This is a genomic window from Spirochaeta dissipatitropha (genome assembly GCF_054657935.1).
Window position 1 is genome coordinate 1 of the sequence record NZ_BAAHXT010000013.1, and the last position, 13857, is coordinate 13857.

Here is a 13857-nt window from a genome sequence, read left to right on the forward strand (position 1 = left end):
GTCTCACGCATTAAAGTCAAGCAGTGAAATTGCATATTCAAGCAATTTCGCAGCGCAGTATCTGGATATCAGCAGCTTGTTTGCAAGCTGCTGAATCATACTCTTGCGCATGCAATGCACGCAAAACATAGTTTGGCTGCATGCTCGAGGTTTATGCTTCTACATAAAACTATTTGATTAAGCTTTCAGCGGTCAGCCGAAGTGCGGGTGGCGCCTCTCGGCGCGTGAGGGTGAATATACCGGACAGCGCTGTTTTGGTCAAGCAAACCTTAAAAAAAATATCATGTTTTCAGTCTTCTTTCTCCTGCACTGATTCACCATCCTGTACATCCACATCTGTCTGTCCGGATTGTTCAATCTCTTCCTGCACTTTAAGCAACTTTTTCTTTTCAGCGATTAAATCGATAACACGCTCTATTTCGCCATAGTTCTCTTTCAGCTCGGGAGTTTTAAGTGAAATCGAGTTTTTTTCACCATCAGAAAGCATTCCATACACCTGTGTACCGAAACTGGTATATTCCTGCTTTAACTGATTTTCGAGCTGATGAATCTCCAGCTTTAGTACGCTCGATTCACCCACATCCTGCATTTTGTGACGCGCTCTCTCCAGAAACTTTCTTGATCCATCCATACCGACGGAAATTGACTCTTTCATTTTCGTTAAAAAATCCATTATTGCTCCTCTCTTTGTATAGTATACTGACAGCAATACCATCTTGCAAAGCATTTTAATTTTCCCGATACAATAGATGCATGTTGACCGTGCTCATTCCCGAATGTAAACTGACGTAGACCTCTTAAAAATGATTCAAGGAGCCAATAGATGAGATTAATGTTTCTCGGACCTCCAGGTGCAGGTAAAGGCACAATGGCAGGAAAGCTTGCACAGGAGCTGAAAATCGTTCATATATCGACGGGAGATATATTCCGTGCAGCTATCAGAAATGAAACCGAGTTAGGTAAAAAGGTAAAAGGGATTCTTGCTGCAGGAGACCTTGTTCCAGATGAACTGACCATAGCATTGGTCGAGGAACGGCTGCAGGAGCCGGATACAAAGAACGGGTACATACTTGACGGGTTTCCCAGAACAATTGCCCAGGCAGATGCCTTGTCCGGATTTGCAGATCTGGACGCAGTAATCAACTTCACCATAAATGATGAAGAGGTCGTGCGTCGATTATCCGGAAGACGAGTCGCTCCAGGCTCCGGCCGGATTTATCATATAGAATTTGACCCTCCCAAGGTTGAGGGAAAAGATGATGAAACCGGTGAAGACCTGGTAACCCGTGAGGATGATCAGAAAGAAGCAATTCTCCACCGGCTGGAAGTATACAGAAAAAAAACCCAGCCCCTCATCGATTACTATCGAGAGAAAAAATCACTTCAGAATCTGGATGCAAGTCCAGCACCACAAAAGGTATTTCAGAACCTGCTTGAACTTATTGACGGATTATAAGCTGTCTTTAGATTCATCAATCAGATGATTCCTGATTTCCATCCAGAGCTTCCTGAAGCGTTCGCAGTGTTTCGGGAAGCTCAATTGTAATCTGCTTCACCAGCGCATTTATTTTCTCCTGATCTTCGAAGCCCCGGGAAATTGCCTGGGAGAGCATTTCAACACCTCGCTCCTGATCATCCACAGCCTCAATAAGCACCCTGGCGTGGGCAAATCTCATTTCACCATTTGCAGGGAATGCCCTTGCTGCTGTATCGTAGAAAACCAGAACCGAATCGTACCGACCGGCATGCTCAAGGGCCGCGCCAATAACTCTGGCTTGCTGAATATTATCCGGCTGCTGCTCAACAAATTTCTGCAATTCTTCACTGTACTCTTCCAGACGATTCGGGATATACGCTGCTGCAACCAGTTTAATTGTTTTTGCCCGTTTATGCTGTGGATCAAGTGCAAGCGCCTTTTCTGCAGCATTGTAGGCAGAGCTATACCTCTGTAATTCATAGAGGGCGACAGCATAATTCACCCACCCCCGGACAGAAACAGTATGCTCCTGGGTAATACCACTCATAACCCGCACAGCTTCATCCCAGTCTTCATTCACTCCGTGAGCATATGCGAGCGTCTCACGCACCATGATATTGCCTGAATCTTCCTCAAGCAGATCTTCCAGAAGCAGAATTGCTGCATCTGGATTATCAAGCAGAATATATACCCGACTGAGATTATATGAAGCACGGGTCTGCCCCGGGTCAAGATCCAGGGATCGCCGCAGGTAATCCCGTGCCTGATCATAATTGCCCTGATCGAGATACCCAACCCCAAGATTATAGTAGTCTCTTGCAAGTTCTGTAGAATCAGTCGCACAGGACAAGACTAACAGCGAAAGAGATAAAAAAAGCAGAATAAGACGACTTGATCTATTCAACACGCAGCACCGTTTGCTCGATTTTTGCGAGCTGGCTTCTGTAAAGACTTGCCATCGGGGCGCCGTAATCGGCGAGCAGCTGAATCATATTTCGTGGATAATCCTCATGATCACAGCCATTCAGGCGATCACCAGCATCTCCGAGTCCGGGCAGAATATATGCCAACTCATTGAGAACCGGATCCATCCAGAGAGTAAATACCTGTGCACCTTCGATTCCACGGATTACCTGCAAAGTCCCTTTTAACGATGAAATCACATTGAAAAACTGTACACTTTTCGGCTTGATACCCTGGTCCCTGATGTAGTTGATTATAGTAACCAGGCTACCGCCCGTAGCGTTCATGGGATCCGCAAATATAAGATCCTTCCCTTCAAGCTCTTCGAGTGAGTAGTACGAACGCTGAAGATCGAGTATATACTCCATGTTTGATTCTTTCTTACTGTCATCACGTTTGATTTTGAATAAAGCGAAAGGAGTGACATATCCAGTTGAAGAGTATTCCTGAATCTCTTTGGACATAATCATTGATGGAAGAAGAGCCCCACGGAGCATAACACACATAACACTGTTCTCGATCTGCTGGTCAACATCCGGAATCTTGTGGACTGCAAAGTTCTGCACCGGAAGAGTGACCGGAGTTTTTACTATGAGATGATTTTTACGATGTCCTTCTGGATCTCCGAACGCAAGATTGAACAACAGCTCATAGGCTCGCTGGATATAATAGGTAAACTCAGATTGCTGAGTGCGCACATCCCGCAGTTTTGCAATTAGCCGGCTTGCTTCTCCATGAGCTGAACGTGGGGTCTGGAAAGAGTACACCTGAATGTTATCCTCATTTTGTGTAACTTCCTGCATTTTCCGGCCCATCTGATTATATAAAGCGATGAGAGCTTCTTTTGCCTCTGCCAGCCTGGGCTCAGACTGACTGCTGGCCAGTATGCGCGATTGATCAAGCGCTTTTGAGTAGAGGGCATCCATATCGGAGACTGCCTTCTTATCTGCTTCTGTTAAATATCCATCCAGGTCTGATGCTGTTAATACTATTTTATCCATATCGAAAAGTATAACTGATGAAATGGCGGACACACAAGACGAAATAAATACGTTTTACTGCCATTCACGCGCAAAATCAGTATACTAACTTTAACAATAAACCTAAAAGGAGTTTGTATGAAAAAAACCTTGAGAGTAGTTATAATAGCCCTTGTGTTCCTTGGCCTCTCATCAACTGTCTACAGTATTGGTATAGGTGCATCGTTCGGTGGTATCGGACGAGTAGGAGGAAATCCAGGAACCAGCACCATGCTGAGTCTAAAGTTTGATCAAGCACCTTTTCTACTAGGAGTAGGAGCTCACAATGGAGTATTAGCTCTTACCGCGGACTGGTGGTTAGCTAATAACAGACTCATCAATTTCATTAACTATTATGCCGGCCTCGGTGTATACACCGTGGTTGGATCAAATAATTTTGATGTTGGCGGACGAATGCCGCTTGGACTGAATGTTTTTCCTATAGATATTCTTGAACTATTTATCGAAATAGCGCCAACTCTTGGGGTCGACGTTTCCCCGGTCAACCTCAAATTCGGCTTACATAGTGCTATAGGATTCAGATTCTGGTTCTGACGAACCTGCAAATTTTTTATCTGACTACAAGACCGGCAGCGAAATATCCGCTCCGGTCTTTTTCTATTTATAGAGCTTTTTCTCAGTAGTTAGAAAACTCCACAAAGCTCGCTTTTACATTCTTTCCCTGCAACTAATTAAAAACAATTCAAGAGTCTCAAGTAATTATTTACGTTTTCTCAGCCCTAAGCTTCATCAGGGAAGAGAGTTACCGAATAGCTTTTGTGGTGTTATCTAACCACTCATTTAAGTATTGACAAGAATCATAGTGTCATATCATAATATTACACAACAACACAAATACGGAGACAGTACAGTGATTCAATGCAGTAATATCAATTTTTCCTATAGAAAAAAAACAGCCCTGGATGGATGCAGCTTCACCATTGAGAACGGGAGCATCTGCGGGCTGTTGGGAAGAAACGGAGCAGGTAAAACAACCTTGTTGAAGGTTCTTTCGGGACTGCTCTTGTCACGACAAGGCGAACTGAACGTCAATGGGTTTAACCCGGCTCAACGTCAAGCTCATTTCTATGCAAATCTGGCCTATGTGCCACAGGAGTTACCGGTTCCGAATATGAAGGTTCAGACCTATGCCAACATTTGTGGAGGGTTGTACCCGAATTTTTCAAATGACTCACTGGACACTCTTTTTCAGCGCTTCCACGTTGATCCCAACAGTGATTTCGGCGAATTGAGCGGCGGAGATCTGCGAAAGGCTTGGCTATGCTTTGCAATGGCCTGCCGCACACCACTGGTGTTTCTGGACGAGCCTTCACAGGGACTGGATATTCCAGCCCAGGAAACACTCCGCCAGGTTCTGGCTGAAGAGGGATCAGCAGAACGAATTATTCTCCTTTCTACTCATCATGTCCGCGAAATCGAAAATCTTGTAGACAGTCTGCTGGTAATGAACAATAAGGGATCAATTATATGCAGTGGTAGAACCGAAGACATATTCAATGAATACCGGATGGTTGAAGTCAGCAACGAAGATCTGCTTCCTGCCAGGTGTCTGTATAAACGAAGAACTGCAGAGGGCTGGAAGGGAATATGCAAAGAGAACCCGACTCGAAGCCAGACAATTCCGCTGGAACTGCTGTTCCACGCCTTAACAGGGCCCACTACCGCGGAGGAAACTGTCAATGCGGAATAATCGATTGCAGAATTTCCTGAACACCATTGAGCTGACAGGTAGAGGTCGCTTCTACTGGAGGCTGTGGACACCGCTTCTCATCGGTATCGTTACAGGACTCCTGAACGGGTTATTTGCTGAATATGCAATGGAAATATACGATGTAATCACCGATGGGTCTGGAGCTATCACGACAGGTGTTTCGGATCTCACCATTAAACTGATTATGAGAGGCGCTGGCATCACCCCGCTGTTCGCATTTTTTATCTGGTGGTCAACCGACAGCACGCGATCAAGAATGCTGGCAAATGGCAGCTTGACGAACTATCTGCTGCTTCCTTTTTCCCGATCAGAAAAAACCTACTATCTTATTCTCCGCAGCACTTTACTGCCCTTTCTGACAATGTGTGCTGCAGCCTTACTGACATTGATAGTTGTATATCCGGCATTCCTGACAACTGCACTCAGAATGATGCCATTTTCCGCAGGAATGAGCATGGTTATCGGAGTACTTGGCTGGAGCGGCTCCTGGTCACATTCAGGCGTTAAAATATTCGGTGAAAACATCAGTGTGCGGAACCAGAACGGAATTGGACCACTGACATTCCTTTTTCTGATTTCACTGCCCTTTCCTGCTCTGACATCGGCATCTACCTTAGCCCTGTTGAGCATTCTTCCTTACGCAATCAGTATTCTTTGGCTGAACAGCAGCAACAGCGATTTGCAGATTGAGGGATGCATTGACAGCAATAGAAACAATCAGCGCAGAACACAATATCGAAGCAATACAGGAGGAACCCCGATACTGAACAGAATACTTAAGAGCAGAGCAGGAAATAGTAGGCTGATCCGATGGCTGTTGCTGAATAGCTTCAATGTTGATGACACCGGCCTGATGGCTGTAAATAGTCAATCCTGGCAACAATACATCAAGACTCGTTTGTTCAGTATTTCAGCACTTGTATTTGCTGTATTGGTATGGCTGTTTCTGTCGTTTCGGGAGGAGACTTTAACAGCAGAAATACTCGGTCTGAACATAGTGTTGATAGTAATGGTATTTTCAGGAATGATGCTTCCTCTTAGACAGAAAAACCTCCCGGCAGGGCTACCTCTCCGTGGTCTTGACATGAGTGTAAATCGCGCTATCAGCCTGAGCCTGAACCCTGTACTCCTCATTCCGTTTATTTCGGTGAGTACAACTACTGTGCTCCTGATATTCATCTCTTTAGAGAATGCGTTTGGTTGGCATTTTTTTGGAATGCATGACAGATGGTCTGCATTAACAGGAAACAGTACACTCACTGCATTTCAGCTCTTTCCGGCCGGAATTATCTGGATTTCTTTACTAAATATCCTTTGTATTGCTGTTGCTTTGATTCTGGACAGACTAAGGTTTTTCCGGGCGGCTCGAACCTTCAGCAGCTCATTCGAGATTAGTGGATTTATTTCTATTGCTCCTGCAATAATTATTCTGGAAAATCACCATATCCTGATTGAGGCGAACAAACCGTTGCTGCTGCTGGGAGCTACCGTCTCATTAGTACTGTATCTCGCAGTGAGCCACATAGGTGACAGAAAGCTGCAGAGGGTATTCCAGTGAGCACATTCAGGAAACCGGAAACCATTTACGAACAGATAGCAGACAGTCTGGAGCTTGCCATACTGGATGGACAGCCCGCAGAGAACATGCGTGTTGCCTCGGTGCGCGAAGCTGCTTCGGAACTGGAGGTCAATGTAAACACGGTTGTGAAATCCTATACCCTGCTGGAAGAACGGATGGTGCTGAGAAAGGAACGTGGTCTGGGATACTTTGTTGCAGAAGGTGCCTGCGGCAGAATACGCCAACGCAGAAAAGCGCAGTTTTTCCAGGAGCAGATTCCCCTGCTATTGAAGGAAATGGAAAAGCTGGACATCAGTTTTACTGAGTTGCGGGAAAGTCTGGAACAAAGTTAGACATGTTCAGGTTATTGATAGCAGCTTATGAACATGCTACTCTTTGCCTCAGAAATTATGAAAGTGTATATCCTTCAAGTACAGACCGGCCAGGAACTGGCAACAGTGCATCATCTGCAAGAGCAGGTTTCCCGGAATCCCAGATTTACCGACAAAGTGATGGTGCATTCGCTGGAAAGAAGTCTGAAAATAAAGTCCCGGGGGAAATACCACATGATCCAAAAGCCCTTGTATCCGGGGTATATCTTCCTTGAGGCTGACTGCGACCCCGAGGAGCTACCGGCCCTTACAAGACCTGTTCCAGGGGCCCTGCGTTTTCTGCAATCGAATCAGGATATTACTCCACTGCAGATGGAGGAAGAGGAAGCATTCCGCAAACTGCTGCGCTGCGGGCATAATATCCCCAGATCAAAAGTCAGACTTATTCCTGATCAACCGATTCAGGTGGTAGATGGACCGCTAAAGGGAATGGAAGGTACTATTTTGCGCATAGACAAGCGCCGGGAACGGGTGAGTATACGCTTAACAATGAGCAATAAACCATTTACTCTGAATCTGGGCATTGAAATAGTCGAGCCGGTTGCCGGCCCGGACAAGGAGCCAGCATGAAGGGACCGCGATCGCAACGCATATATATTCTTGGAGCTGGTATTGCAGGCATCTCTATTGCCAACGAAATCCGTCGCAAGGGCATTTTTGGAGAAGTCGTAGCATTCCTGGATGACGACAGCAGAAAAATCGGCAGCAAGATCGATGGAGCCCCTGTGCTTGGACCCATTGAGGATTTGCTGCCCCTTCTTGAACATACACCTGGCGACGAAGCCTTGATTGCGATGCCAAGCGCTCCTCGAGAGCGTTTAAGGAAACTCTACGGTCTGCTGGAAGCAGCTGGGTTTTCCAGAATCAGGATTCTGCCGGGAATTTCACAGATTATTCAGGGCGAAGCACATCTGATCCAGACCCGGCAGATAGATCCCCTGGATGTTCTGTCCCGAACACCGGTTACTATTAATCTTAAGGAATCTCTGGCATATCTTCGTGGCAAGCGCGTCCTGATCACCGGTGCAGGCGGGAGCATCGGGAGCGAAATAGCACGCCAACTCCTGAGCGGAGGCTGTGAGCGCATGTATCTGCTCGGACATGGTGAAAACAGTATCTATGAAATCGACCATGAGCTGCGGATGCTGCAAAAAGAAGGTGTTGGAGAAAAGGCAACCATTGTACCGGTTATCGGGGAACTACAGGATGCCGATTACGTGCGTTTTATTATGCAGCGACTTCGTGCAGATGTCATCTTTCACTGTGCCGCATACAAGCATGTCCCGCTTATGGAGGAGAACCCGGTGGCGGTGATCCGTAACAATGTGTATGGCACAAGGAATCTGCTTGATGCAGCAAGGGAACATGGGGACTGCCGGATAATCCTGGTTTCCACCGACAAGGTTGTCGCCCCTAACAGTGTATATGGGGTGAGCAAACAGATTGCCGAGCGTCTTGTACTGAATGACAGCAGCCAACGTCATCTGGCAGTAAGATTCGGTAATGTACTTGGTTCCCGGGGCAGCATACTCCCGCTCTTCAGGAGACAGATTGAAAGCGGAGGCCCCCTGACGCTGACCCATCCGGATACAACACGTTTTTTCATGACTATTCCCGAGGCTGTCTCTCTGGTACTCAAGGCCGGAGGTGTCGGAGCAGGTGGAAATCTGTATGTACTGGATATGGGAGAACAGGTCAGGATTCGCGATATGGCAGAACAACTTATCCGTTTCTATGGGTATGAGCCTGAACGTGATATAAAAATTGAGATAATCGGACTCAGACCGGGTGAAAAACTGGTGGAATCACTTTGGGACAACGAGGAGATACCGCAAGCTACGGATTCACCTCACATACTGCAGATATGCAGGAACGAACCCGACCCGACTGACGTCGAATCACTACTGCATGAGCTTGAGTCCATCTGTTTTCTTAACGACAAGAAACCGGATATGTATCGTGATCGCAAGCTGCTTCGGGATAAATTACGTTCATATTATTCGAGCCTCGAGGAAGTTCCGAATGAACCAAGATATTGAGCAAATTCCCTTCGGAAAACCCTGTCTCGGCACCGAGGAAGAAGAAGCCGTACTACGTATAATGCGCTCAGGATGGCTGACTACTGGCAGTGAGTGTGCATTATTCGAACAGGAATTCGCTGAACTTGTTGGTGTCCCCTATGCAATTGCAGTCTCTTCAGCTACTGCCGGCCTGCATCTGGCGCTTGAAGCCTGCGGAATAGGACCGGGGGATGCTGTAGTAACCAGCACGCTTACATTCGCTGCAACTGCAGAGGTAATCTGCAGCCTCGGAGCGCGACCGGTTTTTGCAGACATCGACCCGGAGACTGCCAATATCTGTCCAGAAGCTGCGGAAAAAGCCATTGTAGAAACCCGGGCAAAGGCTTTGATTCCAGTGCATATGGGCGGTCTGGGCTGTGACATGACAGCTCTGAAACGTATTGCAAAACACCACAATTGCAGCATAATCGAAGATGCGGCTCATAGTCTGCCTGCCTGTGAAGCGGGTAGATACAGCGGGACTGACGGGGATGTCGGCGTCTATTCATTTTATGCCAACAAAACAATGACCACCGGTGAAGGCGGTATGATCGTATGTAGAGATAAACGCCTGGCCGAGAGAATGAAGCTGCTTCGTATGCATGGAATCGACCGGGATGTCTGGAAGCGCTATACAGACAGCACTGCTTCCTGGCGTTACGATATTACAGCCGCCGGTTACAAATACAATCTCCCGGATATGCTGGCAGCAGTTGGCAGAATTCAGCTGAAAAAAGTGCACAGCATGCAAGCCGAACGGGCCAGAATTGCCGCTGCATATTCACATGCCTTCGCGGATTGCAGCTGGCTTGCATTACCGCCGGTGCCGCTCAGTGGTGAGCAGACAGCCCACTCCTGGCATCTGTACCAAATCCGTCTGACCGCATCGGATGCTGAAGTGAGACGTGATGAATTCATACAGAAATTGCAGGCAGAGGGCATTGGGGTATCGGTACATTTTATACCGCTGCACACCATGACATACTACCGGGATCTTCTCGGCTACAGGGAACAGGATTTTCCAGCAGCTATGAACTGGTTTCACCGCTGTATCAGCCTTCCGGTCTACCCTGACCTTGCAGATTCTCAACTGCAGCGTATAATACTAACAGTACGCCGAATCGGAGGAGGAATGTTTGGGAGCTCCCAGCAGTAAAACAGACCTGACATGTATATCCAATCTCAGCCGGGAAGAAATGCTGCATGGATTGATAATCCGAAGTCATAAGATCCACGCTCGCCTTCTGAATATCCGCTGTCCTGATCTTCCTCAGGATTTCTACCTCATAAGCGCTTCGGATCTAGGCGTGCGCAACAGAGCTGAAATTCTTGGCTGCAGCATACCGTTGTTTGTCGAAGAAAACTGCATGTATTTCGGTGAACCGGTAGCATTGTTGATCGGACCTGATCAGGAACGCCTCCGCGCAATTGGAGAGCAGATACAGATAACTTTTGAAGAACTCGAAGCAAGCCTTGATCGCGAGAATCTTCCTGATGATTGTATCTTTCTCGAACGAAGTTACACATACGGAGATCCAGAGAAAGATTTTGCTGAATGCAACAGAACTATTGAAGGTACATACCGGAACGGAATTCAGGATCATCATTATCTTGAACCTATGGGCGCACTTGCTGAACCTGACGGTGGTAATCTGAAAATCTACTCGCCAGGAACACACATATATCTGATTCGTGACATAGTCGCCGCTGCCACAGGAATGAGCAAGCGGTCTATTCATGTCTTCGGCTGTTATCCTGGAGACGACCTGGACGGAAAGCTATGGTATCCCGCAATTCTTGCTGCCCAGGCAGCTGTTGCTGCCCGTATATCAGGAAAAGCTGTCAGAATTCTCCACAGCCATGAGGAAGACGCTCTGTATTCTCCAAAAAGAGCGGCCTCAAGAATCCGGATCACCACGGCAGTCAGTGATGAAAATAGTGAGAAACGCAGCAGAAGGGTCGAACTTGATATCGACATGGGCAGCTACCCAGTTGGAGCTGAGGATTTTCTGGAGCGCTGTGTATATCAGTTAAGTGGTAGATACCGTCTGAGTTCACTTGAAATAAAAGCCAGGATACTACGCACCAACAGTCCTCCCCTCGGTTTTTTTGATGGATGGGGAGACTCGATTGGCAGTTTTGCACTTGAGACCCATTACAACAGATGCGCCGAGCTTCTGCCTGCAGATCCAGGACAGCTGAGAAGCGACACCCTCGCTATGCCTGGCGACAGACTAGTAAGTGGTGTACGGATTCGAAGCGATGCAGATCCAGGCCACGTTCTTCAGGCCGTCATCCGCGCCAGCGACTACTCAAGAAAGCATGCAGCTTATGAACTGCAGAAAAAACGAAGAGGCGAAGGCAGCATTCAGACTGATGCGCAGCGTGGAATAGGTCTTGCAATAGCCTTTCACCCTCCTCTCTATCTCGGTGAAAAGGAAAGAATGCAGAGCAGTGCGGTCGGACTGCGACTGGACGGTGACGGATCAGCAACAATTCTCTGCTCCATGTATCCGGGAAGCGCTGGGGCGGAACAAGCCTGGAAAAAAATTGTCTCCGAGGTACTGGGACTGAAGATATCTGAAATTCGGATTGAAGCTCCAAATACTGTGACCTGTCCGGATTGCGGCCCGGAAACCCTGAGCCGCAGCATTACTATCTGCAGCAAGGTGCTTGAAAACTGCGCACAGGCAATAAACAAGCGTAGATTCCGTGACCCTCTACCCATAGAAGTCCACCGGAGCTTCAGGCTGCCCAGAAGCAATAAAAAAGATGCACGTGACATTCCGGATGCCTATCCTGTCTATGCAAGTGCCGCAGCCGTAGTTGAAACCGAAATTGATCCGGGAACCATGAAACTCAACTTTCGGGGAATTTGGCTTGCCATTGACGGAGGAAGAATTCTACAGCAATCAGCGGCCTTACAGAGACTGGAACAAGGTGTTTACAGCGCAATGGGATTTCTCCACAGCGAGGTTCTTGAACTTGAACATGGAAGGCTACAGCCAAACAGAATTCTTGGGTATCGCATTCCAAGATTCGGTGATTTCCCTGATCCGCAAATTCAGCTCATTCAACCGGACCGCAATGCACCGTCACTTGGTATTGGAGAACTTCCGGGTATGACAATTCCCGCGGCTGGAATTCAGGCAATAAGTCAGGCATCTGGATTGTATCTTGATCAGATACCGGTTACAGCCGAAAATTTCTACAGATATCTTCAGGAACAGGAAAGCAGTGAAGAAGAAGATTTCGAAATGATGCCGATTATAGACGATGCCGGAACAGAGGGAGGATTATCATGATACTATCCTTTCTGCTCAACGGCGCTCCGATCCAGGTCGAAGCCTACCCGCATCAGGATCTTATGACTACATTGCGGGACGAGTGTGGTATAACTTCTATCCGGAGGGGCTCAATCCAGCAGAACAGCGGTCTGTCGATGATTCTGATCGACGGTCTGCCTCTGCCATCTGTTATGCTTCCTTCTTTCAGAGCAGAGGGTTGTGATATACTTACATACGAAGGAATTATCAACTCAGATGAACACCGGGAAATTCTTCAGAGCTTCGAACGCTCCAATATTATAATCAATCCACTCGTTCTTCCTACCCTTATTCTGATGACATACTGGCTGATTACTGAAAACCGGAAGATCGAGGAACATGAAGTACGCGAACTGCTCGGTGAGATTGCCTGCCGAGGCGGAGTTACCTCCAGAATACTTACTGCCGTGCAGCAGGCACATAATTTCAGAAGAATGAGAATTCAACATGAATAACATAATCCACGCCCCGGCCAGACCACTAAGCCTCAATGAAGCACTGCAGATTCTCAAGCGCGAGCCTGACACAATTATATTAGGTGGAGGCACCTACAGCTTCAGCGGCAAGACCTACAATATGAGTGAGCGCTTTCCCAGACCTCAAATCATGAGTCTGGACCGAATTGAGGAACTTCGGCGGATAAGCAGAACCGAGCGTTATCTTGAGCTTGGTGCAACCGTTGTACTACAGCGTATTCTGCAGCTCGGAGTAAATATCCTTCCACATCCTCTGTATGATTGTCTGAAGGCAATCAGCAGTCCAGGATTACGCCAACTTGCTACAATCGGAGGCACCTGCATGGTTCCCGAAAGCAGTCTGGGCATAGGTATCGTACTCAGCTGTCTGGATGCATCGGTAGAACTTCGACGAGCAGGAGGAAGCAGAAAAATCCCTGCGGCCCGACTCTACGGCAGTGGAAAGGCCATACAGGATGGAGAGTTGATTACACGTATACGGATTCCGGATCTTCCACTGACTCACTCTGTCTATGAACTCTTTGGTGGACCATATGACAGAAGCAGTCATCCCCTCGGGATCTGCGGCACAGCCACTGTTGATAAAAGCTCCATTGAATCAATCCAGTTTGTTACTGCCGATGCCAATCAGACTATTATCCGGAATAGGGAACTGGAAACCGATATTGCCGGTGAAAAAGTACCTTTAACCGATAAGGAGCTACAGTCATTCCAGGAACGCTGGGAAAAAACACTGCATGTCTATAATCTGAGCCGTATTCAGGTTGAACGCGGAAAAAGAAGTTTCCTGCGTTTTCTGTACAACCTCGGAAAATAGCGCTTCTGCTCTTGTCATCAGAGGCATTTGATCCTAT

The 13857-nt window shown here is 47.3% G+C and carries 14 protein-coding genes; 11 read left to right on the forward strand and 3 right to left on the reverse strand.

Features of this window, described 5'->3' with window-relative positions; genetic code table 11:
* Nucleotides 1-289: 289 nt before the first annotated feature.
* Nucleotides 290-673 (reverse strand): hypothetical protein, encoded by a 384-nt coding sequence (locus ACYQ2L_RS13870; protein WP_460056875.1) that lies wholly within the window; start codon nucleotides 671-673, stop codon nucleotides 290-292.
* A 150-nt stretch (nucleotides 674-823) separates the two neighbouring features.
* On the opposite strand from ACYQ2L_RS13870, the gene ACYQ2L_RS13875 reads away from it, so the two are divergent.
* Nucleotides 824-1456: an adenylate kinase gene (locus ACYQ2L_RS13875; protein WP_460056877.1), complete on the forward strand. Its 633-nt coding sequence runs from the start codon at nucleotides 824-826 to the stop codon at nucleotides 1454-1456.
* Nucleotides 1457-1472: 16 nt separating this feature from the next.
* Here ACYQ2L_RS13875 and ACYQ2L_RS13880 read toward each other — a convergent pair whose 3' ends face one another.
* A complete protein-coding gene (locus tag ACYQ2L_RS13880; protein ID WP_460056879.1) occupies nucleotides 1473-2381 on the reverse strand; it encodes a tetratricopeptide repeat protein in 909 nt (302 codons plus the stop codon).
* Nucleotides 2374-3441: a uracil phosphoribosyltransferase gene (locus ACYQ2L_RS13885; protein WP_460056881.1), complete on the reverse strand. Its 1068-nt coding sequence runs from the start codon at nucleotides 3439-3441 to the stop codon at nucleotides 2374-2376. The genes ACYQ2L_RS13880 and ACYQ2L_RS13885 overlap by 8 nt, the downstream gene beginning before the upstream one ends.
* A gap of 117 nt (nucleotides 3442-3558) precedes the next feature.
* Here ACYQ2L_RS13885 and ACYQ2L_RS13890 point away from each other — a divergent pair, with 117 nt between their 5' ends.
* The 10 genes from ACYQ2L_RS13890 (at nucleotide 3559) to ACYQ2L_RS13935 (ending at nucleotide 13820) form a co-directional block, all read left to right on the forward strand.
* A complete protein-coding gene (locus ACYQ2L_RS13890) occupies nucleotides 3559-4014 on the forward strand; it encodes a hypothetical protein (RefSeq protein WP_460056884.1) in 456 nt (151 codons plus the stop codon).
* A gap of 316 nt (nucleotides 4015-4330) precedes the next feature.
* A complete protein-coding gene (locus ACYQ2L_RS13895) occupies nucleotides 4331-5170 on the forward strand; it encodes an ATP-binding cassette domain-containing protein (RefSeq protein ID WP_460056887.1) in 840 nt (279 codons plus the stop codon).
* The gene (locus ACYQ2L_RS13900) at nucleotides 5160-6749 is read left to right on the forward strand and encodes a hypothetical protein (protein ID WP_460056889.1); all 1590 of its coding nucleotides are present in this window, start codon (nucleotides 5160-5162) and stop codon (nucleotides 6747-6749) included. Before ACYQ2L_RS13895 ends, ACYQ2L_RS13900 begins: the two co-directional genes overlap by 11 nt.
* The gene (locus ACYQ2L_RS13905; protein WP_460056891.1) at nucleotides 6746-7102 is read left to right on the forward strand and encodes a GntR family transcriptional regulator; all 357 of its coding nucleotides are present in this window, start codon (nucleotides 6746-6748) and stop codon (nucleotides 7100-7102) included. Before ACYQ2L_RS13900 ends, ACYQ2L_RS13905 begins: the two co-directional genes overlap by 4 nt.
* A 57-nt stretch (nucleotides 7103-7159) precedes the next feature.
* The gene (locus ACYQ2L_RS13910; RefSeq protein WP_460056893.1) at nucleotides 7160-7711 is read left to right on the forward strand and encodes a transcription termination/antitermination NusG family protein; all 552 of its coding nucleotides are present in this window, start codon (nucleotides 7160-7162) and stop codon (nucleotides 7709-7711) included.
* Entirely contained in the window at nucleotides 7708-9180 is a 1473-nt protein-coding gene (locus ACYQ2L_RS13915) for a polysaccharide biosynthesis protein (RefSeq protein ID WP_460056895.1), read from the forward strand. The genes ACYQ2L_RS13910 and ACYQ2L_RS13915 overlap by 4 nt, the downstream gene beginning before the upstream one ends.
* The gene (locus tag ACYQ2L_RS13920; RefSeq protein WP_460056898.1) at nucleotides 9164-10357 is read left to right on the forward strand and encodes a DegT/DnrJ/EryC1/StrS family aminotransferase; all 1194 of its coding nucleotides are present in this window, start codon (nucleotides 9164-9166) and stop codon (nucleotides 10355-10357) included. Before ACYQ2L_RS13915 ends, ACYQ2L_RS13920 begins: the two co-directional genes overlap by 17 nt.
* Entirely contained in the window at nucleotides 10338-12506 is a 2169-nt protein-coding gene (locus tag ACYQ2L_RS13925; protein WP_460056900.1) for a xanthine dehydrogenase family protein molybdopterin-binding subunit, read from the forward strand. Before ACYQ2L_RS13920 ends, ACYQ2L_RS13925 begins: the two co-directional genes overlap by 20 nt.
* A complete protein-coding gene (locus ACYQ2L_RS13930; protein WP_460056902.1) occupies nucleotides 12503-12982 on the forward strand; it encodes a (2Fe-2S)-binding protein in 480 nt (159 codons plus the stop codon). Before ACYQ2L_RS13925 ends, ACYQ2L_RS13930 begins: the two co-directional genes overlap by 4 nt.
* Entirely contained in the window at nucleotides 12975-13820 is an 846-nt protein-coding gene (locus ACYQ2L_RS13935; protein ID WP_460056905.1) for an FAD binding domain-containing protein, read from the forward strand. The genes ACYQ2L_RS13930 and ACYQ2L_RS13935 overlap by 8 nt, the downstream gene beginning before the upstream one ends.
* Nucleotides 13821-13857: the final 37 nt, after the last annotated feature.